The sequence below is a fragment of the Waltera sp. genome (assembly GCF_046969025.1).
Lineage (GTDB): Bacteria > Bacillota > Clostridia > Lachnospirales > Lachnospiraceae > Acetatifactor > Acetatifactor acetigignens.
Genome location: NZ_JBKVQF010000004.1, coordinates 152,012 through 173,574, shown reverse-complemented (window position 1 = coordinate 173,574; position 21,563 = coordinate 152,012). Strand labels below are relative to the sequence as shown.

Genomic DNA, 21,563 nt, shown 5'->3' with positions numbered 1-21,563 from the left:
TCTTATTCCTTATTGATAAATGATTTCTTTATCTACAATCTCCCTCGCACACGCCTGTATATTATTCATCCTGCCTACCCACTCCCACGCATTGTCTGCCTTTAACCGTTCTGTAATTCCTTGTGCCTGTTTCATCTGCTCTACAATTCTTTCAAAGCGTTCCTGTGCCTGTTCCTCTATATCTACCAGATAACTGTTCAGTCTGCCGCTCATCATCAGATCCAGATATACATTCCTGCGGTATTCTTTCAAATACTGCAAATGTCTTTGTCCCCATACTCCAACAAATCTCGGTTCTTCTTCCTCCGGCAAAGTAAGGTTGGGGATAAAGTAATCCCCACATCTTACATAAGTGCCGCCCATTTCTTCAAAAATTGTTTTCTTCATTTTCTGTTCCACCTTTCTCATCGTCCTCTGTCCATTGATTTCTTCTTTGCTGTCTGTTTTGGCTGTTGCCTGCTTTCCTGCTGATAGCGGTGCAATTTTTCCCGTATGCTTGCCTTTTTCGACGGTTCTGATAGCTTCTCTTTTTTCGGTTCTGTCTGATTTTTCCATGCTCGCAGCTCCTCATTATATTCCCTGACCAGTTTTTCCGATTTCTGATATGTCTTTGCAAAGGACTGAACATCTGGATATCCTGCCTGTTTTACAGTCTGCTCCATATCCGTGTGGATACGTTTTTCCTGTTTCTCTGACTGTTCAATTTTGCCCTCTAAAGATTTCCGTGCTTTCCCTTTAAAAAATCCAGTTGTCTCGGAAAGCTGTTTCTTCAATGAGGAAATCTCCTGCTGTGTGGATTTCATTGCCTGTGACTGCTTCTGAAGTTTCTCCATCAGCTTCCGCATATCATTCCATTCCTGTAAATCAATCTTCGGTACTGGCTTCGGCGGCAGCTTAAACTTGAAAATCATTTCCTGTAAGAAGTCTTTTGCACCACGGATAATCTGCTGAAACATATCTGGCAACCAACCATGTGTCCGTATAGATTGCAATGTTTTGTCTGTGATTTTCTCACGCTTAATTGTCAAAATATCTTCTTCGGGAACACCCTCAACCAATGCTACATCTACCGTCCGATTCCATTCCTGCCTTGCCACATTGTCCGCCCGTATCTCTGCTTCTTTCGGGTTGTTCTTCCCAATTTTCTTTGTTGCCAGATACACGCCGCCCTGCTGAAATACAGACAGTTTTTCGGATTCTTCTTTCACATGGCTGTTAATGATTTCCGTAAACATCTCCTTAACTTCTCTGGTAAACGCATCGCTCTTAAACCACTCATCTTTCTTTGTAAAAATATGGCTTTCATAAACCTCCCCTTTGGGAATAATGCTGCATCCTGCCCGAAGATTTCCCTGCTCATCTAAAATCTCTTTCTTCGTGCGTCTGTGCTTGCCCTGCTCATCATAAAACATATTTCTGGTAGCAATTTTCACTTCGGGATGTTCTAACATTTTCCGTTCGCTGAATACGAGATGAATATGGTAATTGGTCATTTTTTTGTTATGATGAAGTGCTGCACTGCATTCCACACCATACCCTTTATGAAAGCTGTCTGTAAAAAGCCTTACCACATCATCTGCCTTGTACTCAACAAAACTTTCAGGAAGTGCAATAATAAACTCCCGCCCTTCAATACATTTCCCTGTTGTTCCGCTTGCTTTAAAATCCAACTGATTCTCTCTGGCAAGATTCTTCCAGAACTCTGGTGTTGCTCCCTCTGTCTGATAGGTCGCATAAAGATGTTCCTGTCTTTTCGGATTGGAAATATAATCAATTCTTCCTGCCACATCAGACAGCTTGTTTTGTCTGATAAATGAATGTCTGCCTATAAGCATTCTCCTTTCCGGCTCTCGCCTGCTTTGCTGTGAGTAGGTGCATAGGCACCTGTTTACGAACTAACTGCCGTTTCCGGCACAAATAGCTCCCGGCAGGGCGAAATACCCTGAGTACAAATCTCTGATTTGTGCGATGAGTGTATTTCGCTCTCAAACGCCGAGGGCTTTATAAGGTGCTATCTTCCTCTGTCATGTTCCGGCTTGGACTTTTTATTTTGGGCGTATCCGCCCTTTTTATTTGCCCGTATCCGGGCTTATTTTTTATCTCTGACACCAAACCGATTCTTTACTTTTCTGTCTGATTTATTCCGGTATCCTTGCCCGTACATACTCCAGATCACCGCAATAGGGCGTTCCCACCAGATACCATTCCCTCGCCAGATTCATTTCCATCCTGGTCTTTACCCACTGATCATCTACCAGAACTTCCATACACTCTCCGCAGTGAAATCCCGTATCAATCCATAAGTCCATTGACAGCAATCCATATCTTCCATTTTCACAGTTATAACCTAATCTTCCTTCTCTCATTGCATGATTCTCCTTTCCAGATTTCTCCTTGTCTATGCTTAACAGGGGCGTGCCACGCTCCTGTTCTTATCACCAAGGAAGAATTACCATCGGAAACTCTCCGGCACTCCACGTCTGTCCAGATACTCTTTTCTCGCCCGTTCCCGTTCTTCCTCTGTCGGAGCAGTTTTAAATTTTCCATACAGGTCACGCATGACCATTCTGTCCAGTTTTTTCTCCAATCCCTGCTTGATTTCTTTCTCACAGCTCCCATCTTCAACCAAGTGAAAGCGGAGCAACTGCATAAATAATTCCTGTGATATTTGCACATTTCCCATCTTATCCATCCTTTCCGTGACGGTATGTGACAGTCGTGACGGTTATTTTGATACCGCCCCGCTGTCAAAAATACCGTCACAACCGTCACGTACTGTCACGCATTCTCTGTATTGTCTTTCCAGAGCCTTAGTTTCCGTCCCTCATGGACACGCTCACTCCGAAAGAGAATCCCATGCTCTGCATACAACCTTCCTGCAAGAACATTCAGCTTTCTTGTAATAACATGAGGTTGAATGTCCACATTTATCAGTGCAACAAGTGCCGTTGGAGAACCCTCCCAATAAGGATTGTCTTTCATAACAAGCTCCGCAATCTCATCCAGTAACGGCTCTGGCGGTTCTTTCCATAATTCCGTTTCTGCCTTTTGCAAATCCCACAACAATGTTTCTGTATTGCGGATAAGATACAGCTTCTGGTCTTGCTGATCTCTGCCCGATACTTCCAGTGTTGCGGCATTGCCTGTCCGTTTTTCTTTCTGAAGAAGAAACGCTCCGTCTGCCGCCCCAAGCAGTCCGCTTGTCCCGGAAATCATGTCAAACTTATCATCCGCATTCTGCTTTCTCGTGTGGTGTACGAGCAGTAAGCAAAGTCCGTGAGCATCCGCAAAACTTTTCAGTCTTGCCATAATCTGATAATCATTTGCATAACTGTAATTATCGCCGCCAACCTCACGCACTTTCTGAAGCGTATCAATGATAATCAGCTTCGTGTCCTTATGCTCTGCCACAAATCTTGCAAGCTGTTCATCCAGTCCATTTCCAAGCTGGCTGGCAGAAACAGAGAAGTAAAGATTATCGGTACTTTCTGTCCCGAACATCCGGTACAGACGCTCCTGCAAGCGGCGGTAATCGTCCTCAAGTGCCAGATACAGCACCGTTCCTTTTCGGGTGGTATAATTCCAAAGCGGTGTACCTGTGCTGACATGGTAGGCAAGCTGTGCCATCAGAAAGCTCTTCCCCAGTTTGGGCGAACCTGCAAAGATATAAGTGCCGGGGTAGAGCAGACCGTCAATCAACGGCTGCTTACTCCGATACTGTGTGTCAAACAGTTCATTCATGGAGATTGTCTGGAGATAGGACGGGTCTGATCGCAACTGCATTTCTCTCTGCAATTCCTCAAAACTCTTGATATTTCCACCATTCTCGGATATACTACTTGTAGTGTTTTTACGAATTGGCTGCTCCGTATCTGCGCCAACAGATACATCCGGGGCAGTCTTTTCTTTTTTATTTTCCATCCTCGTCCTCTCCTTTCAGACCGCCCATAATAACAGCGATCAGTTCAATGACATTCAGCAGTTCTTCATCCACACCGTTTCCTGCTTCAATCCGCTTTAATTCTGTGAGCACAGTGGCAAGTTCCGTTTTAAGTGCCTTGAATATTCTGGGATTGCCCTGTACCACTACATCCTGATTCAGACAGCGGCGGTAACAGTATTCCTGCTTTGGCAGTCCCGATAAGGCAACTGCCTTGTTAATGAGTTCATTTTCTTCGGGCGATACCCGAAACCCTACTGTGATGTTTCTCCAACGGTTTTTGTTATCTCTGTTCTTAGCTGACATTTTCAATCTCTCCTTTCCCTAAATCGTCTAATCTATCTGCCATTTCCGTTTGCTTTGACGGGAACAGATGAGCGTACTGGTAAGTGATGTCAATGCTTTCATGCCCTACACGGTCTGCAATCGCCACCGCTGAAAATCCCATATCAATCAACAGGCTGATGTGGCTGTGCCGTAAATCATGGATACGGATTCGTTTTACGCCTGCGGCTTTCGCACCTCTGTCCATCTCGTGATGAAGATAACTTTTTGTGACTGTAAAGATTCGGTCTTTCTTCTTCAATCCGTAAAGCATCTGCAAATATTCCTGCATTTCTTCACAGAGGAACTTCGGCATTTTGATCATACGATTACTTTTCTTTGTTTTCGGTGTGGTAATCACATCTTCGCCGTGTAATCGCTGATAGGACTTATTGATTCTGACCGTTTCTTTCTCAAAATCGAAATCAGCGGCGGTCAGTGCCAGCAGTTCTCCTTCACGGATGCCGCACCAGTAGAGCATTTCAAAAGCGTAAAAGGAAACAGGCTTGTCCATCATCTCAAATGAGAATTTCTTGTATTCTTCTTTCGTCCAGAACAGCATTTCCTTGTGTTCCTCACTTCCCATATTTCCCGCTTTAGCGGCTGGATTGGAACGCAGCTCATAATACCGCACCGCATGATTGAAGATAGCGGACAACTGATTGTGCAGCGTTTTCAGATAGGTCTGTGAGTATGGCTTTTTCTTTTCGTCCCGATAGGCAAGCATCTCATTCTGCCATGCGATAACCTCTTTTGTAGAAATCTCGCTGATTTTCAACTTGCCGAAATAAGGTAAAATCTTTGTGCGGATGATATGCTCCTTTGTCAGCCATGTATTCTCCTTCAGACGGCTTTTCATATCCCGGATATACAGTTCGGTAAAAGCTTCAAAACTCATATCCATATCAGAGGAGTTCTGCAACTGAAACATTCGCTCCCATTCCTGTGCTTCTTTCTTGGTAGAAAATCCACGCTTGCATTTCTGCTTACGCTCGCCTTTCCAGTTGACATATCTCGCCATCACATACCATGTTCCATTGCTCTCGTTTTTGAATACCGGCATTATTCATCCTCCTTTCCTGCTCCGTAGAGCCTTTCATAGAAATACTGGCGGTTTACCCGTCCTGAAATAGTAATAAAGCCTTTTTCTTTCAGTTCCTCATTCAACTGACGGATTAGCTTGTAAGCATACGGCTTTGATACGCTTAGTTCCTGTGCCACTTCTTCGGCACAAATAAATCTGTTTTTCATATAATCAACCCTTTCTTTCGTTTTTATTGCCGTTCTATCCGAATGAAGTTCCAGCAGGTATTCCCTGTTCGACACTGTGCTGTCCCGATATACTGTAGTAGATCAGGCGCTTGCTTGCTTTCTGGCAAGTTCTTGGCGGTTTATACTGTTCGGACGGTCATTTTGTTTTTATTAAACTTATTTGCTTAATTTGAACTTATTATACTAAGCATATTTGCTTGTGTCAAGTGGCTTTTCTGAAAATATTAAACTTTTTTGTTTTGTATTATCTTGACTTCTCCTAAACATATCTGCTATACTCATTGTAAAATACATACAAGGAGTGGACACGTTATGGCGATTGGAGAAAGAATACATTTTTTTCGCATTCTGCGTGGGATGACACAGAAATATCTTGGTACGATTGTCGGCTTTCCTGAGCGAAGTGCCGATGTACGTTTAGCACAATATGAAACAGGAACAAGAAAACCGAAAGCGGAACTTACTGCTGCACTGGCACAGGCTCTGGATGTTTCCCCTCATGCCCTTGATGTGCCGGACATTGACAGCTATATCGGACTGATGCACACTTTGTTTACCCTTGAAGATTTGTACGGTCTGACTGTCAGTGAATCAGAAGACGGAGAAATCTGTCTGAAAGTCGATACTTCCAAAGGCAAAGACGCTCACGAACTCCGGAAATTGCTGTATGCCTGGAAAGAACAGGCTGACAAGCTATCTTCTGAAGAAATCAGTAAAGACAAATACGATGAGTGGCGTTACCACTACCCGGAGTTTGATACCACTCAAACATGGGCAAAAGTCCCATCACAGGCACTTAGCGACACTCTGGTCGAAATGTTCCAAGACAAACTCAAACCAGATAAATAAATACGACAAAAAAGCCCTTAGCCATGAGTTTTTACCCACAGCTAAGGGCTTTCTAAATAATATGGATTTATTAGTTGCACAACCACCTGTCAATCATTCTCTAACCTTAAAACCACCGGATTATAAGAATAATGGCTCTCATGCAACTGTTATCAATTTGTTATCAAAAGACTTTTAAAAGTGCTGCAAACCCGCATAAACGCCGGTTTTACTAAGCATTTTTGTTTATTCAAACTCAATAGTTCCGGGCGGCTTACTGGTAATATCATACATTACCCGATTCACATGGCTCACCTCATTGATGATCCTGCTGGTCACCTTCTGTAATACTTCATAAGGGATCTGTGCACTCTCTGCGGTCATGAAGTCGATCGTCTTCACGGCTCTCAGTGCGATGGCGTAATCATAGGTTCTCTCATCACCCATAACGCCTACGGATCTCATATTGGTCAGGGCTGCGAAGTACTGGTTGATCTCGCGGTCCAGACCTGCGTTAGCGATTTCCTCGCGGTAGATGGCATCTGCATCCTGTACGATCTTGACTTTCTCAGCGGTCACTTCGCCGATGATACGGATACCCAGTCCGGGACCGGGGAACGGCTGACGGAATACCAGATGCTCCGGAATGCCAAGCTCCAGTCCTACCTTGCGAACCTCATCCTTGAACAGATTGCGCAGAGGCTCGATGATCTCCTTGAAATCTACATAGTCGGGCAGACCGCCTACGTTGTGGTGGGACTTGATCACTGCGGATTCGCCGCCCAGTCCACTCTCTACCACGTCGGGATAAATGGTTCCCTGTACCAGGAAATCCACGGCACCGATCTTCTTCGCCTCTTCCTCGAAAACGCGGATGAACTCTTCGCCGATGATCTTTCTCTTATGCTCCGGCTCGGATACTCCGGCCAGCTTGCTATAGAAACGCTCCTGCGCATTCACACGGATAAAGTGCAGGTCATAATTACCGTTGGGACCGAAGACTGCTTCTACCTCGTCGCCCTCGTTCTTACGGAGCAGGCCGTGATCTACAAAGACACAGGTCAACTGCTCGCCGACTGCCTTGGATAACAGTACTGCTGCCACGGAGGAATCCACACCACCGGACAATGCGCACAGGACTTTACCATTGCCGACTTTCTCGCGTATCGCCTTGATGGACTCTTCCACGAAGGAATCCATCTTCCAGTCACCGCAGCATCCACAGATGTTGCGTACGAAATTATACAGCATCTTGGAGCCTTCCACCGTGTGGAGTACTTCCGGATGAAACTGGATTGCATACAGTCCGCGCTCTACACACTCTGCTGCTGCCACGGGGCAGTTGGCGGTGGTGGCCACGGCACGGAAGCCGGGAGCCAGCTTGGAGATATAGTCGAAATGGCTCATCCAACAGATCGTATTCTCGGATACATCGGAAAACAGCTTGGAACTGCGGTCTACCTTCACCTCAGTCTTACCGTATTCCCGAACGGCTGCACGCTCTACCTTACCACCCAGCACATGGGTCATCAGCTGTGCGCCGTAGCAGAGTCCCAATACAGGGATTCCTAATTTAAACAGATCCTCGGAGCAGGTAGCTGCACCGGGTTCATAGCAGCTTGCAGGGCCGCCGGTCAGGATGATTCCCTTGGGATTCATCGCTTTTATCTTATTCAAGTCTGTCTTGTAAGAGTAGATCTCGCAATAGACATTGCATTCTCTGACTCTTCTGGCGACCAGCTGATTGTACTGTCCGCCAAAATCAATGACAACTACCAGTTCTTTTTCCATGGTTGTCCTCCAGTATATTTTTCTGTCCTCTATTATAGGGTATGGTGCAGGGGAAGTCAAACCCTACTGCACCAGTTCTTCCAATTTTCCGAAGGTATAACCCATTTCTTCCCATTTTGTGAGAAGTTCATCCAGAATCTCCCCATTGGTCTTCGAGGTATTATGTAACAGCACCACCGCTCCGGGGTGGATCCTGCCTGTCAGCTTGGAAAAAGCTTCCTCGTGGCTGGGCTGGGCATCCACGTTCCAGTCCACATAAGCCAGGCTCCAGAAAAAAGTGGCATACCCCAGATCCTTTGCCATCTGCAGATTCGTCTCACTGTATTTTCCCTGGGGCGGCCGGTAGTACATTGCCATCTCCGTGCCGGTGGTCTCCTGAAAAAGAGTTCTCACGTCATCCATCTCTTTCTGAAAAACTGCCGGATCTGAAATCTTTGACATATCATAATGATGGTAGGTATGATTTCCTACAGTATGCCCCTCCTCCACCATGCGTTTCACCATCTCCGGTGCTGACTCCAGAAAATGTCCCACCACGAAAAAAGTAGCCGGTGCGTCATGTTTTTTCAATGCATCCAATATTTGGCTTGTATTACCATTTTCATATCCGCAATCAAACGTGAGATATATCTTTTTCTCCCCGGCATCTCCTACATAATAGGCATTATATTCCTTTAATTTGTCCGAGGAAGCCGTACCGCTGGGCTGCGTTCCTTCCGAGCCGAATCCCAGTCCCCAGTTCTCCGCGGAGAGCAGTGCCTGAGTATTCTCCAATGCACTCCCCGCCGTCTCCCGGATGCTCATCTCCCGCTGAAGATGCAGTCCGAAAGCAATGGCCCCAATGCTTCTCCCGAGGAAAAACATTGCCAGCAAAAAAACACCCAGCATCAACCCGTTCTTATAATGCTTCTTCACCATTGCCGCTCCATCTTTTCCGAATTCCCATACTTTTGTGAAAATAGACTGTTCCCACATCGTACGATCCCCTGCCGGTATTTCTACCTTCTTTTTCCTGATATTCACAATATTCTATGTGATACAGCTTTTCCCTTATGCCACGGATCAGTTCTGCGGAAATGCACGGAGAGATCACCTGTTGTATATATTATAAAAATGAATTCTTCGGAGCACCGCCCATGGACTGCAAGGAAATGATCCTGTCAGAGGACACTTATGACATTATCACAGACTTTTCCGCATCGGAATTTCTGGGAGATGACAATGATTGTTATGAACGCATCGGAGAAGATTTTTTGATTTTGTATCTGGGCAATCTGGGAATCCGCAATCCGAAAATTGATTTTTTCCCCTATCACAATATGCCGAAGCTTTATGGGCTCATGCAGCTATCTCCCTCCGGTGAGACGCCACCCGGTGCCGCTCCCTTTGATCCGGCAGACCTGATCGCCAGTGGGATCACCCAGGTACAGCGTCCGCCCCTAAGTCTCACGGGGCAGGGTGTGATCCTGTGTTTTATCGATACCGGGATTGATTACCAAAATCCTGTGTTTCTGGACGAGAACGGCAACAGCCGTGTCCTGGCGATCTGGGATCAGACGGTTCAGACCGGAGCGCCCCCTGATGGGTTAAAATATGGTTCTGAATACCGCAGAGAGGATATTAACCTGGCGTTGCGTTCCGAGGATCCTTATTCCATCGTTCCCTCCAGGGACGAAAACGGACACGGCAGTATCCTCGCCGGAGTCGCAGCCGGCAGTGTCGTCAGACAAGGCAATCCTTATATCGGTGCTGCACCGGGTGCCGACATCGTCGTGGTGAAGCTCAAGGAATGTAAGCAATATCTGCGCAGCTTTTATCTGGTGCCCGAGGGTGTTCCCGCCTATCAGGAAAATGATATTATGCTAGGCATCAAATATGCGGAATCCTTCGTGCGGCTCTTCGAACGTCCGGTAGTCATCTGTCTGGGTCTGGGAACCAACCAGGGAGATCATGCGGGCAATTCCTCCCTGTCACGGTATCTCTCTTCTCTTGCTGTCCGCAGAAGCCGTGCCGCCATCGTCTGCGGGGGAAATGAAGGGAACGCCTCACACCATTACCATGGAAGACTAAGCGCTCAGACACCTGGGGAGGATTCCCGGAATGTGGAGATCCGGGTCAGCGAAGGCTGTATCGGATTCTGGCTGGAGCTTTGGGGTGCTCTGCCGGATGCTTTTAATCTGAGCATCCGCACTCCCGGTGGGGAAAATATTCCCGAACTGCGCCTGGGATTGCAGCAAAGTGTAACCTATTCCTTTATTTATGAAAAAAGCAGAGTCACTATCGACTCTGCTCTTGTGGAAGAAAATTCCGGCGAGGAACTGATCCTTGTACGCATCCAGGATCCTACCCCCGGTATCTGGACCTTTCATGTCTCTGCTTCCGGTAGTTTATATAACGGTAATTTTCACATGTGGCTGCCTATCACAGAATTTCTGTCTACTCCAGTATATTTTCTCAATCCGGATCCCGACATGACTCTGACGGAGCCCTCGATGGCTCCGGAGGTTCTGAGCGTTTCTACTTACAACGCGGAAAACAACAGTTTTTACGCAGAATCCGGCAGAGGCTTCGGACGCACCGGGCAGATCCGTCCGGACTTATCCGCTCCCGGAGTCAATATCTCCACCATTGACGGATGCCGTACGGGAAGCAGCATGGCTGCCGCTATCACTGCCGGAGCCGTGGCTCAGTTTTTCCAATGGTCAGTCATTGAAGGCAATAACCGCCTGGCGGAAAGCCGGGAGATCCGCAGTTATTTCATACGCGGTGCCGTGCGTACACAGGGTCTGAACTACCCCAACCGGGAATGGGGCTACGGCAGGCTGAATTTAGAAGAGACCTTCAATGCCCTGTTGCGGGTCTGACTATATGATCTCCTGTAAGGTATAAACCGGCTGTATGCCGCAGACACCGTTAATCTTACGCACGCTGCGTTCCAGTTTTTCCAATTCCTTTTCCGATGTCACATCCGCTTTTACGAGGAAATCATATTCCCCCTCTACCTGATAGCAGGATGTGACTTCCGGTTGCTGTCGCATTCTTTCCATAAATCCCGCATGATATTTTTTATGCTGTACCGTTACCTCTAAAAATACTTCCATAAGCCACCTCTCTTCTCAAATCTTTTACTTGATCACCGAATAAAAAACGCTTGATGATGTATCTTCGTCAAATACAGCCTCCTGTGCAGGCACAAATCCGTGTTTGACTCATTGTATACATAAAAAGAGGAAAGACACCGTACACACGATATCTTTCCTCTTCGAAAGTGATTGCATCATACCATATTCTTTCTATACTTACAAGTCGTCTGATAAATCTTATCAGAATTTTAATATTTCGGGCAATACTTTCTGCCGATTTGTACGCTATAAGCCTATTTTACATCCGCTTTGGAAAAAATTCTGGCATACCCATAGGACAGCGGACGGTCCGTCATGTCCGCAAACCGCAGAGGGAAATTCTCCTTTTCCTCCATGCGGTTCGGGCATTCTCTCCTGCCGCACCCCAGACAGATTCCGGCACATTTGGTAAAAGGATCCTTCGTCAACTCCGCATAAAATACCACACTTTTTTTCGGGATCATACAATACGCTGCATTACAGGTAACCGGCAATGCAAGCTCCTGCAGAAGCATGGGAAGGTTCGCCAGCCGCAGCAGACTGCTTATTTTTTGTTCTGAAGTCTCAGAAATCTCCCCACCTAAAAAATGCAGTCTGGCAACATGCAGATTCCGATGCACAACCACCCACTCTGTATAAGCCCGGTAGCTTTCTAATAATAATTCACTGGACAGTACTTCGATCATATAACTCTCTGTCAGAAATCCGTTCTGCAAATACTTTTCCTGCAGTTCATCGATCCCTTTTCCCAGAGTAATGCCTACAGCCAAAAAAGACTGATCCCTCCCGGGAAAAGTCTCTTGGATTTCTCTGTCCTGCCATCCCGCTTCTGTCTCCAGGCAGGGGATCATCTCACCTGCCAGCCTCTTCAGATTGGGGTATTCTTCCGGATCATAATGATATTTTTCCATCACACTGTGCAGAAATTGTTCGTTCCTGCACAGTGCTGTAATTTCTGAAAAAAAAGTCTGCATGTCCACCTGTTCTCCCGGAATACCGGTGATCTCATGACGCAGGCATATTTTGCCTGCATCCGGTTAATTGTTTTTAATGCGCAGGCATCTGATGGCATTGAGCACAGCCAGTACCATAACTCCTACGTCTGCGAAGATAGCAACCCACATGTTGGCGATACCCAGCGCACCCAGGATCAGGCAGATGGCCTTAACTGCCAGCGCAAATACGATGTTCTCGTAAACGATGCGCAGACATTTCCGGGAAATCCGCATAGCCAAAGCGATCTTGGCAGGATTGTCATCCATCAGAACCACATCCGCTGCCTCAATGGCCGCATCTGAGCCAAGGGCTCCCATGGCGATACCGATGTCAGCACGGGACAATACCGGTGCATCGTTGATACCATCGCCCACGAATGCCAGTTTTTCCTTTGCACCCTTCTCCTGCAACAGCTTCTCCACGCAGCTTACCTTGTCTGCGGGAAGCAGTTCACTGTGTACCTCATCCAATTTTAACTCACCGGCCACATGTTCTGCAACTGTTTTGCTGTCACCGGTCAGCATAACGCATTTCTTCACACCGGAATTCTTCAGAGATGCAATGGCTTCCTTCGCACCATCCTTGATCACATCAGAGATCAGGATGTATCCGGCATATTTTCCGTCTACCGCTACATGTACCACTGTACCGACACCGGTATTTTCCGTATAGGACAGATTCAGGCTCTTCATCAGTTTCGCATTACCGGCCGCTACCTGCTTGCCATTTACTTTGGCAGTAACGCCGTGTCCGCTGATTTCTTCCACATCACTGACGTTGGACGCCTCCAGCTCCTTGCCGTAAGAAATCTTCAGGCTCTTGCTGATGGGATGGCTGGAATAGCTCTCCGCATATGCAGCATACTCAAGCAGTTCATCCTCTGTGAAATCCCTGCCGGGGTAAATACCCGTCACATCGAATACACCCTTGGTCAGGGTACCGGTCTTGTCAAATACCACATATTTGGTCTCAGACAGCGCTTCCAGATAATTGGACCCCTTCACCAGAATACCACAGGCACTTGCTGCTCCGATTCCTCCGAAGAAAGAAAGGGGAATGGAAATGACCAGTGCACAAGGGCAGCTGATTACCAGGAAAGTCAGAGCACGAATGATCCACGTGCTCCAGGCTGCCGGATTGCCCATGATCAGGTTGATCACAGGAGGCAGGATGGCCAGTGCCAGAGCACTGTAGCAGACTGCCGGGGTATAATATCTTGCGAACTTCGTAATAAAGTTCTCAGACTTGGACTTCTTCATACTGGAATTCTCTACCAGATCCAGAATCTTGGATACGGTGGATTCTCCAAATTCCTTGGTGGTACGGATCTTAAGTAATCCGGTCAGGTTCACACAGCCGCTGATCACATCCTGATCCACTGTGATCTCTCTGGGGACGCTTTCACCGGTCAGGGCACTGGTATTCAGTGTGGATGTACCTTCCACTACCACACCATCGATAGGAACCTTTTCACCGGGACGTACCACAATCACGGTTCCGATCTCTACATCATCGGGATCTACCTGCTCTAAGCTGCCGTCCTCTGCCTCAATGTTGGCATAATCCGGGCGGATATCCATCAGGGCGCTGATGTTCTGACGGCTCTTGCCCACAGCGACCGCCTGGAACAGTTCACCGATCTGGTAGAACAGCATAACGGCCACGCCTTCGGAATACTCTCCCAGTCCCATGGCACCTACGGTAGCTACCGCCATCAGGAAATTCTCATCAAACACTTCACCGTGCATAATGCCCAGAACGGCTTTTCTGAGAATATCATAGCCGATCACCGCATAGGGAATCAGGTACAGCAGTCCCAGCCACATCCCTTCCAGAGGTACAAAATGCAAAATAATTAACAGTACTGCCGCCACAATGATGCGGACCAGTACTTTTTTCTGTTTCTTAGTCATAGCTTCCTCTTTTCCGAGAGCATCCTATAAATAGATCTCGCAGTCATCCTCTACTCTCTTGCAGGCTTTTACCACGTTCTCCATAACGGCCTTCTCATCGCTGTCATCGGCAAATTCCACCTTCATCTTCTGGGTCATGAAGCTGACGGTTGCATCGGTAACACCCTCTACCTTCTTCGCTGCATCCTCCATCTTCAGAGCACAAGCTGCACAGTCTACTTCTATCTTGTAAGTTTTCTTCATGGTAATATCCTCCTCTTTCTCCATTCGCATTTTTTGTTTAGTTGCTAATGATTTGCATTTAGTTTTAATATTCATTCATATGAACCACTGTTCATATGTTTATATTACCATATGCCTGGAAAAAGTCAATACTGTTTTTAAATGTTTTGTAAATTGAGAGTTAGTGAAATAATCCCGTAGCCCTTGGCAGGGTATAAGAAACGCGGCACGCTCGTACTTTAGTACGATGCGCTCCTGTCGCAGAGCGTAGCGGTACATAAGCGGTCACAATACGACCGCAATGCGTCCCTTGGGACGCTATGGTACCGACGTCTGCTTACGGCACTGCTTATTCTTATACCCAGCCGGGGCTACTGGTTTTTTTGAAAGCTTTCCAAAACGCAGAACTCCCGGCGTATGCGGTGCCATGTCGAAGATGTTTGTCGGAGGATGTTGATATTTTCTAGAAAAGTGCTGAAAGGCAGGGGGAAAGCGGACACGATGTCCGCGTCAGCCGATTGTCGACATGGATGTCGACTGTAGGCGGCCCCGTCATGACGAGAACTACTCATCACTTTTCGTAGAAAATTCACATCCGGAGACCTTACATCGAGACATGTGTATCGCATGCTCCGGGAGTTCGTGGATTTTGCCAATGTATTTCACTAACTCTCAATTTATTTCTCTTCCACCGGAATCTGCTTCAGATTCTCCACGGGTTCCAGGATCTCATTACTGCGGATGTCGATGATGGGACCGCCGGTTCCTTCAATGTACTCTCTGGTAATGGTAACCCTTCCGATGTTATCATCCTTCGGGATCTCATACATGATATCCAGCATGAAGTCCTCGATGATGGAGCGCAGAGCTCTGGCACCGGTATCGCGCTTCATTGCCTTCTCGGCAATGGCATCCAGGGCATCGTCTGTGAACTCCAGTTTTACCTCATCCAGCTCCAACAGCTTCTGGTACTGCTTAAGAATCGCATTCTTCGGCTCTTTCAGGATCTTCACCAGCATATCCTTTGACAATCCCTGTAAAGTACAAATGATCGGCAGACGACCGATAAATTCCGGAATCATACCAAACTTGCGGATATCCTCCACAGTCACCTTGGATAAAATATCGGTATCTTTATCGTATTTATCCTTCAGTTCTGAGTTGAAACCGATGGATGCGGTCTTGGTCAGGCGCTCCTTGATGATCTCGTCCAGATCCGGGAACGCACCACCGCAGATAAACAGGATATTGCGGGTGTTCACCGTTGCCAGAGGTACCATGGCATTTTTGCTGTTGGCACCTACCGGCACCTCCACTTCCGCACCTTCCAGAAGCTTCAACATACCCTGCTGTACACTCTCTCCGCTGACATCCCGGGAGTTGGTGTTTTTCTTCTTGGCGATCTTGTCGATCTCATCGATGAAGATGATACCTTTTTCCGCCTTTTCTACGTCATTGCCCGCCGCTGCCAGCAATTTGGATACCACGCTCTCGATATCATCACCGATATAACCGGCCTCAGTCAGAGAGGTGGCATCAGCAATAGCCAGAGGCACATCCAGAAGTTTTGCCAGTGTCTTTACCAGATAGGTCTTACCGGAACCGGTGGGGCCGATCATGAGGATGTTGGACTTTTCGATCTCAATCTCATCCATAGTGTCAGTGGCCACTCTCTTGTAATGGTTGTATACTGCTACGGAGATGACCTTCTTGGCTTTTTCCTGTCCTACCACGTATTCATCCAGACTGGCCTTGATCTTATGAGGTGCCGGAATGTCCTTGATATTGAATACCGGTTTGGGACCTTCCGCCTTCTTTTTCTTCTTGAGTTTCTGCTTGTTGGGAATACCGCCGTCTCCCTGAAGATCCGCCAGATTCACAAAACTGATATTGGGGAATCCGTTCTGTCCGTTAAACTGGTTGAAATCATTGGGATTGTTCAACATTCCCTGATAATCGAACTGGCTCACAGTCTCCATGGTCTTGTGCATGCAATCATCGCAGATGCAGATATGGTTGGGCAGCTTGAACATTCTGCCGGCTTTGCTCTCCGGTCTGCGGCAGATAAAGCAGACATCTTCGTATTCGCTGCTGTCCTTTTTGTCCTCTGACTTTTTTTCGGTGGAATTTTCTTTTGCAGTATCCGCCACCTGTGTGTTTCCGTTATTTTTTTCGTTATCCTGAGTTTCACTCACATCGGTCTCTGTTTTTTCCTCCTTAGGGATCACTTCTCTATAATCATCATTATAATTATCTGTCATGTTATTCTCCTCTTTGTTTCCTACCACTATTCCGCAGTGTATCTCGGTAACACTTCGTGTTCCCTCGATATCCGGGCTTCGCCCTATCATCCCCGGCCATTACGCAATAATGCCTGCAAGCAGTCATATTGCATAATACCCGTGTCTGACACTTCTCATTGCCTACGCTTATTATACTCAATGAAGTAGCGGGGCACAAGTTAAGTTTTTCTAAACCATTTATAACTATTCATATTTTGGTAAATATTACAAGACCCGGGCAAAACCATATGTCTCGCCCGGGTCTCTTTCCATTTCCTTTTATTTACCTGTTATTTCTTTATTTCTGGCTTGCAGGTCTGCTGCCCAGTGTCAGATTCAGCTCGATGGATACATATTCACCGTTCTGAGGTCTCTGTACCGTTACGGTTACGGAATCACCGGCCGCATAATACTGTAACGTTTTCTGCAGATCAGAGTAGGAAGAGATACTGCTGCCGTCAAATTTGGTAATGATATCACCTTTCATGATACCGGCATTGGCTGCTGCGCTGCCTTCCTCTACAGATACTACATAGATACCTTCCGGCATGTTGTACATCTGGGAGATCTGGGAAGTTACTTCCTGCGGGAAGATGCCGATGTAACCGACTTCATCCTCAGCTACCTTGGTTCTGGTCTGACGCTCCATCAGATCTGCAATGATAGGACTTGCCGAAGTAATCGGGATAGCATATCCCATACCTTCTACGGCAGTACCACCGATCTTGTTGGAGTTGATACCGATAACCTCACCATTCATGTTCAGCAGTGCACCGCCGGAGTTACCGGGGTTGATGGCTGCGTTGGTCTGGATGAAAGTACCGGTAGAGCCGTTCTCCAGACCGGTAGAGCCGTTCTCCAGAGTGATCTCACGATTCAGGGCACTTACAATACCGTTGGTAACAGACTGACCATAGCCAAGGGCATTACCGATAGCGATGACCGGCTCACCAAGCTTCAGATCATCACTGCTGCCAAGTGTTGCTACTGTAATGGCATTCTTGGTATCATCACTCAGATCATTTAAAGATACTGCGATCACTGCCAGATCCATATCGGAATCCAGTCCTTTGACCTGTGCCTGTGCTTCACTGCCATCGATAAAAGTAACGGTCAGAGTATCTGCACTCTCTACTACATGATTATTGGATACGATCAGCAGTTCATCATCGGTCTTACCTACAATGATACCGGAACCGCTGGCTGCTTCTTCCTGTGTATACTGCTGTCCGAAGACATTGGCTGTCTCGGTAAAGTTATTTACGATGGATACCATGGCAGGCATTACTTTTTCTACCACATTGGATACATCGGACTCTACATAAGTAACATTGGTAGCCAGCTGTGCACTCTGGGTACTTTCTGTCGTTGCCTCAGAAGCGATCTCATCTACCACTGCGGTATCTGTGCTGGTCGTAAACATCCCGGTTCCCTGCTGTACTGCATAGAAACCGATTCCTGCGAACAGTCCGAAGAACAATCCCAGGCTGACACTTACCATTGCCTTCCGGAAGTAACCGCCATGTTTTTGGGTTTTCTTAGGCTCCGTATTGTTGCTGCCTGTGGTTCCGCCCATCTGATAAGTGGTGTAACCATTGGTGCTTCCTGCTGCACTCTGGGTAGTACTATGATTTTCATAGCCATAACTGTTTTCTGTTCTTGTCTCATTCAGATCTGCTCCACTGAATGTACCGGTTGTATTTTCATTGCCGGTTCCGTAACCGGAAAAATTATTATTCTCGTACATATTGCTTCCTCCTATCCTGTTGCAAGTGAGAAACTCTTTTTACCATTACCTGTTTCATTTCTTCCTCTCACCTTATGAACACAGTATATCCGTCAATTGTGTCCGAATTGTGATAACTTTCTGAAGCAATTATGAATCCTGAAAAAACAGAGAGTCTGTTCTGCCTGCAAGCAGTCCTCAGTCTCTCTATGGGTAAGTTATTACACTCTACTCAACAGTAACGGATTTTGCCAGGTTTCTGGGTTTATCCACGTCACAGCCGCGTCCCACTGCCACATAGTAGGAGAACAACTGCAAAGGAATGATTGCCAGAGAATTGGTAAAGTACGGATTGGTCTCGGGGATGTATATTACATAATCCGACGCTTTCTCAATGGCCTTGTTGCCTTCAATGGTGACTGCCATAACAAAGGCTCCTCTTGCTTTTACTTCTACCATATTACTGATGGTCTTCTGGAACAGATCCGGCTGGGTTGCCAAAGCCACTACCAGCGTACCATCTTCGATCAGAGAAATCGTACCATGCTTCAGTTCTCCAGCTGCATAAGCCTCGGAATGAATATAGGAGATCTCCTTCAGTTTCAAGGATCCTTCCAGTGAAATCGCATAATCAATACCGCGTCCGATGAAGAAGATATCTCTTGCTCCCACGTAACGGTTGGCAAAATGCTGGATCTTCTCCTTCTGTCCCAGAAGCAGTTCGATCTGATCCGGCAGGCATCTTAAATCTGTCAGCATACCGGCGAACTTCTCCTGATCAATAGTACCACGTACCCTGGCGAATTTCATAGCCAACATGTAAAGTGCCGTCAGCTGTGCACTGTAAGCCTTGGTGGTAGCCACTGCGATCTCGGGACCTGCCCAGGTATACATAACACTGTCTGCCTCTCTGGCAATGGAGCTTCCCACCACATTGACAATGCCCAGTACCTTGAAGCCCCTTTCCCTGGACTCTCTCAGTGCTGCCAGAGTATCTGCCGTCTCACCGGACTGGCTGATGACAATGACCATATTACCCTTCTGAAGAATCGGATCACGATAACGGAATTCACTGGCCACATCCACTTCTACCGGGATTCTTGCCAGACCCTCGATCACATATTTTGCGGTAACTCCGGTATGATATGCGGAGCCGCAGGCCACAATATGGATCTTCGTGATCTCTTTGATCTCTTCATCACTCATGTTCAGCTCTTCGATCACAATATCATTATCCTTGATTCTCGGAGAGATGGTATCGTTGATGGTCTTCGGCTGCTCATAGATCTCTTTCAGCATGAAGTGCTCATATCCAGCCTTTTCTGCCGCATTGGCATCCCAGTCAATGGTCACCGGCTGCTTCTCGATCTCTTCCTCATCCACGGAGAAGAAACGCAGACTACCCTGCTGTAATTCCACAACTTCCTGATTGTCTACGTAATATACGGTTCTGGTATATTTCAATATCGCAGGAACATCGGAAGCGATAAAGCTGCCGTTGTCGCTCTTTCCTACGATCAGCGGGCTGTCCTTGCGGGCTGCAAAAATCTTATCCGGCTGATCTGCAAACATGATTCCCAGCGCATAAGAGCCTTCCACACGATGAAGCACCTTCGTGATGGCTTCCAGAGGATTTCCCTTGTAATAATAGTCTAACAGATGTGCCAATACCTCGGTATCAGTCTCGGATACGAACTGATACCCCTTATCCTGCATCTTTTTCTTCAGGGGAATATAGTTCTCGATAATGCCGTTGTGTACCACGGCAATGGTTCCGGCATTGTTCATATGCGGATGGGAATTGATATCGCTGGGAGCTCCGTGAGTTGCCCAACGGGTATGTCCGATACCGGAGGTTCCTTTCATATTCTCTCCGCCATGGGTCAGGTTCTCCAGAACCTTAAGTCTTCCCACTGCTTTTCTGGTGTTGATCTTCTCACCGTCAAAAATCGCCATACCTGCGGAATCATATCCACGGTATTCCAGCTTGGACAGACCGTCCAGAATGATCGGTGCTGCCTGTTCTGTTCCAATATAACCTACAATACCACACATAGTCATACATCCTTTCTGTTCTGTTTCCAGTATTCCTTGTTGGAAGTAAAAGCAAGTACCCATTTTTTCGGGAGCCTGCGATAGTTCTTTCCCAGTAAATAACCTGCATATTTACAGGCGCATTGCATATAAAAATGGGGCAATCCGGCAGACATATGGTTGTTGCGCAAATATACCGTCACATCTTTCACCATTCGTTTTCCCTCGGACTCCGAAGGATATGCTGCAAAAATCTCGGGATGCTCTGCCTGCGATACTCCCAGGTCAAAGTTTCTGTGGAACTGCTGCCCGTTGGTATAATTATGAGAATGCACCACCTGCGCATCCGCCGCATAAGCCACAGAGTATCCTGCTTCCACCGCCTTTGCCGCATAGATCATATCTTCATTAAATATCGTATGTCTGACGAACCCGCCCAGTTCCTCATAGATCTCCCGGCGATAGGCCGCACAAACATTGGAGCAGAAAAAGGTCTTGATCCCCAGGCTGTCCAGGTCTGCTGCCGATTTGATCCGGGACTTTGCCGGATAGTTAAATTCTCTGGTATAGCTCTCCACCGGTGTCGAATCCTCTCTGGGCAGCTGTCTCGCATAGGCCACCGCCACTTCCCCCTGCAGGGGTTCCACCAGTTTTTCGATCAGCCTGTCATCTTTCGGCATGGCATCCTGTGTCATCATCACGAAGACATCCGCGGAAGACTTTTTTACTCCCATCCGTCTCGTACCGCCATGATCGAACTCTTTTTTGGATACATGGTATACCTTGATATTCTGATAGGTTTCCAGAAATCTGATTCCGTAGATCAGCTGTTCAAAATATTTTTCTTCCGTATTCAGAAGAATCACCTGATGTACCGGTACGCTCTGACTGCCCAGTTTATCTAATAATGTAAATAATTCTTTTCCCGGCTTATACAGGGGAATGATCACATCTATCTCCATGTCAGAGCGCTCCTCACTTTTCCAATCTCTGGTTCATTATACTTTAACTCTTATTGCGGCACAAGCCTTTTCCTACTGTCCAAAAGGCTTATAACCTTCTGGGTAATGCACAAGGGAGCCCCGGCAGATTCCGGAAGACTCCCTTGTATTC

General features: G+C 47.0%; 20 protein-coding genes. 2 read left to right on the top strand and 18 right to left on the bottom strand.

What is annotated here, in order from left to right; translation table 11 throughout:
* Window positions 1-9: 9 nt before the first annotated feature.
* From ACLTOH_RS03445 to ACLTOH_RS03410, 8 genes are all read right to left on the bottom strand, one after another.
* Window positions 10-387 carry a TnpV protein gene (locus tag ACLTOH_RS03445; RefSeq protein ID WP_118587882.1) on the bottom strand — a complete coding sequence of 126 codons (378 nt, stop codon included), beginning with the start codon at window positions 385-387 and terminating at the stop codon, window positions 10-12.
* Window positions 388-404: 17 nt separating this feature from the next.
* On the bottom strand, window positions 405-1,835 hold the full coding sequence (locus tag ACLTOH_RS03440; protein ID WP_118587866.1) for a MobA/MobL family protein: 1,431 nt from the start codon (window positions 1,833-1,835) through the stop codon (window positions 405-407).
* A gap of 303 nt (window positions 1,836-2,138) precedes the next feature.
* On the bottom strand, window positions 2,139-2,366 hold the full coding sequence (locus ACLTOH_RS03435) for a DUF5348 domain-containing protein (RefSeq protein WP_015540718.1): 228 nt from the start codon (window positions 2,364-2,366) through the stop codon (window positions 2,139-2,141).
* Between the two features lie 83 nt (window positions 2,367-2,449).
* On the bottom strand, window positions 2,450-2,683 hold the full coding sequence (locus ACLTOH_RS03430; protein WP_015540717.1) for a hypothetical protein: 234 nt from the start codon (window positions 2,681-2,683) through the stop codon (window positions 2,450-2,452).
* A 95-nt stretch (window positions 2,684-2,778) separates the two neighbouring features.
* Window positions 2,779-3,921, bottom strand: coding sequence for a helicase RepA family protein (locus tag ACLTOH_RS03425; protein ID WP_117845757.1), 1,143 nt, complete (start codon window positions 3,919-3,921; stop codon window positions 2,779-2,781).
* The gene (locus ACLTOH_RS03420) at window positions 3,911-4,246 is read right to left on the bottom strand and encodes a plasmid mobilization protein (protein WP_015540715.1); all 336 of its coding nucleotides are present in this window, start codon (window positions 4,244-4,246) and stop codon (window positions 3,911-3,913) included. The genes ACLTOH_RS03425 and ACLTOH_RS03420 overlap by 11 nt, the downstream gene beginning before the upstream one ends.
* Window positions 4,236-5,327 (bottom strand): site-specific integrase, encoded by a 1,092-nt coding sequence (locus tag ACLTOH_RS03415; RefSeq protein WP_118003593.1) that lies wholly within the window; start codon window positions 5,325-5,327, stop codon window positions 4,236-4,238. The genes ACLTOH_RS03420 and ACLTOH_RS03415 overlap by 11 nt, the downstream gene beginning before the upstream one ends.
* The gene (locus ACLTOH_RS03410; protein WP_015540713.1) at window positions 5,327-5,515 is read right to left on the bottom strand and encodes a hypothetical protein; all 189 of its coding nucleotides are present in this window, start codon (window positions 5,513-5,515) and stop codon (window positions 5,327-5,329) included. Before ACLTOH_RS03410 ends, ACLTOH_RS03415 begins: the two co-directional genes overlap by 1 nt.
* Window positions 5,516-5,848: 333 nt before the next feature.
* On the opposite strand from ACLTOH_RS03410, the gene ACLTOH_RS03405 reads away from it, so the two are divergent.
* The gene (locus tag ACLTOH_RS03405) at window positions 5,849-6,385 is read left to right on the top strand and encodes a helix-turn-helix domain-containing protein (RefSeq protein ID WP_015540712.1); all 537 of its coding nucleotides are present in this window, start codon (window positions 5,849-5,851) and stop codon (window positions 6,383-6,385) included.
* 225 nt (window positions 6,386-6,610) lie between these two features.
* Here ACLTOH_RS03405 and guaA read toward each other — a convergent pair whose 3' ends face one another.
* Both guaA and ACLTOH_RS03395 read right to left on the bottom strand, forming a co-directional pair.
* Window positions 6,611-8,155 carry a glutamine-hydrolyzing GMP synthase gene (gene guaA, locus ACLTOH_RS03400; RefSeq protein ID WP_412123259.1) on the bottom strand — a complete coding sequence of 515 codons (1,545 nt, stop codon included), beginning with the start codon at window positions 8,153-8,155 and terminating at the stop codon, window positions 6,611-6,613.
* A 63-nt stretch (window positions 8,156-8,218) separates the two neighbouring features.
* Window positions 8,219-9,130 (bottom strand): polysaccharide deacetylase family protein, encoded by a 912-nt coding sequence (locus ACLTOH_RS03395; protein WP_412123258.1) that lies wholly within the window; start codon window positions 9,128-9,130, stop codon window positions 8,219-8,221.
* A 77-nt stretch (window positions 9,131-9,207) separates the two neighbouring features.
* On the opposite strand from ACLTOH_RS03395, the gene ACLTOH_RS03390 reads away from it, so the two are divergent.
* The gene (locus tag ACLTOH_RS03390) at window positions 9,208-11,019 is read left to right on the top strand and encodes a S8 family peptidase (RefSeq protein WP_412223386.1); all 1,812 of its coding nucleotides are present in this window, start codon (window positions 9,208-9,210) and stop codon (window positions 11,017-11,019) included.
* Here the strand turns inward: ACLTOH_RS03390 and ACLTOH_RS03385 are convergent, their stop codons facing one another.
* The 8 genes from ACLTOH_RS03385 to ACLTOH_RS03350 all read right to left on the bottom strand — a co-directional run bounded on the left by ACLTOH_RS03385 (window position 11,020) and on the right by ACLTOH_RS03350 (window position 21,412).
* Window positions 11,020-11,256: an Lrp/AsnC family transcriptional regulator gene (locus tag ACLTOH_RS03385; RefSeq protein WP_412223385.1), complete on the bottom strand. Its 237-nt coding sequence runs from the start codon at window positions 11,254-11,256 to the stop codon at window positions 11,020-11,022. It lies immediately after the preceding gene.
* A gap of 275 nt (window positions 11,257-11,531) precedes the next feature.
* Entirely contained in the window at window positions 11,532-12,251 is a 720-nt protein-coding gene (locus ACLTOH_RS03380; protein ID WP_337763538.1) for a hypothetical protein, read from the bottom strand.
* A gap of 63 nt (window positions 12,252-12,314) precedes the next feature.
* Window positions 12,315-14,186, bottom strand: a complete 1,872-nt coding sequence (locus ACLTOH_RS03375; RefSeq protein WP_412223384.1) for a heavy metal translocating P-type ATPase — start codon at window positions 14,184-14,186, stop codon at window positions 12,315-12,317.
* A gap of 24 nt (window positions 14,187-14,210) precedes the next feature.
* Window positions 14,211-14,429 (bottom strand): cation transporter, encoded by a 219-nt coding sequence (locus ACLTOH_RS03370; protein ID WP_412223383.1) that lies wholly within the window; start codon window positions 14,427-14,429, stop codon window positions 14,211-14,213.
* A gap of 656 nt (window positions 14,430-15,085) precedes the next feature.
* Window positions 15,086-16,669, bottom strand: a complete 1,584-nt coding sequence (clpX, locus tag ACLTOH_RS03365; protein ID WP_337418027.1) for an ATP-dependent Clp protease ATP-binding subunit ClpX — start codon at window positions 16,667-16,669, stop codon at window positions 15,086-15,088.
* 319 nt (window positions 16,670-16,988) lie between these two features.
* Window positions 16,989-18,437 carry a S1C family serine protease gene (locus ACLTOH_RS03360; RefSeq protein WP_412223382.1) on the bottom strand — a complete coding sequence of 483 codons (1,449 nt, stop codon included), beginning with the start codon at window positions 18,435-18,437 and terminating at the stop codon, window positions 16,989-16,991.
* 207 nt (window positions 18,438-18,644) lie between these two features.
* Window positions 18,645-20,471: a glutamine--fructose-6-phosphate transaminase (isomerizing) gene (gene glmS / locus ACLTOH_RS03355; RefSeq protein WP_022313599.1), complete on the bottom strand. Its 1,827-nt coding sequence runs from the start codon at window positions 20,469-20,471 to the stop codon at window positions 18,645-18,647.
* A 2-nt stretch (window positions 20,472-20,473) separates the two neighbouring features.
* Window positions 20,474-21,412: a glycosyltransferase family 2 protein gene (locus ACLTOH_RS03350; protein ID WP_412223380.1), complete on the bottom strand. Its 939-nt coding sequence runs from the start codon at window positions 21,410-21,412 to the stop codon at window positions 20,474-20,476.
* Window positions 21,413-21,563 lie beyond the last annotated feature (151 nt).

Coding starts and splice junctions, on each gene's coding strand:
- ACLTOH_RS03445 (WP_118587882.1), bottom strand. CDS start 387: ATGAAGAAAACAATTTTTGAAGAAATGGGCGGCACTTATGTAAGATGT.
- ACLTOH_RS03440 (WP_118587866.1), bottom strand. CDS start 1,835: ATGCTTATAGGCAGACATTCATTTATCAGACAAAACAAGCTGTCTGAT.
- ACLTOH_RS03435 (WP_015540718.1), bottom strand. CDS start 2,366: ATGAGAGAAGGAAGATTAGGTTATAACTGTGAAAATGGAAGATATGGA.
- ACLTOH_RS03430 (WP_015540717.1), bottom strand. CDS start 2,683: ATGGGAAATGTGCAAATATCACAGGAATTATTTATGCAGTTGCTCCGC.
- ACLTOH_RS03425 (WP_117845757.1), bottom strand. CDS start 3,921: ATGGAAAATAAAAAAGAAAAGACTGCCCCGGATGTATCTGTTGGCGCA.
- ACLTOH_RS03420 (WP_015540715.1), bottom strand. CDS start 4,246: ATGTCAGCTAAGAACAGAGATAACAAAAACCGTTGGAGAAACATCACA.
- ACLTOH_RS03415 (WP_118003593.1), bottom strand. CDS start 5,327: ATGCCGGTATTCAAAAACGAGAGCAATGGAACATGGTATGTGATGGCG.
- ACLTOH_RS03410 (WP_015540713.1), bottom strand. CDS start 5,515: ATGAAAAACAGATTTATTTGTGCCGAAGAAGTGGCACAGGAACTAAGC.
- ACLTOH_RS03405 (WP_015540712.1), top strand. CDS start 5,849: ATGGCGATTGGAGAAAGAATACATTTTTTTCGCATTCTGCGTGGGATG.
- guaA (WP_412123259.1), bottom strand. CDS start 8,155: ATGGAAAAAGAACTGGTAGTTGTCATTGATTTTGGCGGACAGTACAAT.
- ACLTOH_RS03395 (WP_412123258.1), bottom strand. CDS start 9,130: ATGTGGGAACAGTCTATTTTCACAAAAGTATGGGAATTCGGAAAAGAT.
- ACLTOH_RS03390 (WP_412223386.1), top strand. CDS start 9,208: ATGCCACGGATCAGTTCTGCGGAAATGCACGGAGAGATCACCTGTTGT.
- ACLTOH_RS03385 (WP_412223385.1), bottom strand. CDS start 11,256: ATGGAAGTATTTTTAGAGGTAACGGTACAGCATAAAAAATATCATGCG.
- ACLTOH_RS03380 (WP_337763538.1), bottom strand. CDS start 12,251: ATGCAGACTTTTTTTTCAGAAATTACAGCACTGTGCAGGAACGAACAA.
- ACLTOH_RS03375 (WP_412223384.1), bottom strand. CDS start 14,186: ATGACTAAGAAACAGAAAAAAGTACTGGTCCGCATCATTGTGGCGGCA.
- ACLTOH_RS03370 (WP_412223383.1), bottom strand. CDS start 14,429: ATGAAGAAAACTTACAAGATAGAAGTAGACTGTGCAGCTTGTGCTCTG.
- clpX (WP_337418027.1), bottom strand. CDS start 16,669: ATGACAGATAATTATAATGATGATTATAGAGAAGTGATCCCTAAGGAG.
- ACLTOH_RS03360 (WP_412223382.1), bottom strand. CDS start 18,437: ATGTACGAGAATAATAATTTTTCCGGTTACGGAACCGGCAATGAAAAT.
- glmS (WP_022313599.1), bottom strand. CDS start 20,471: ATGTGTGGTATTGTAGGTTATATTGGAACAGAACAGGCAGCACCGATC.
- ACLTOH_RS03350 (WP_412223380.1), bottom strand. CDS start 21,412: ATGGAGATAGATGTGATCATTCCCCTGTATAAGCCGGGAAAAGAATTA.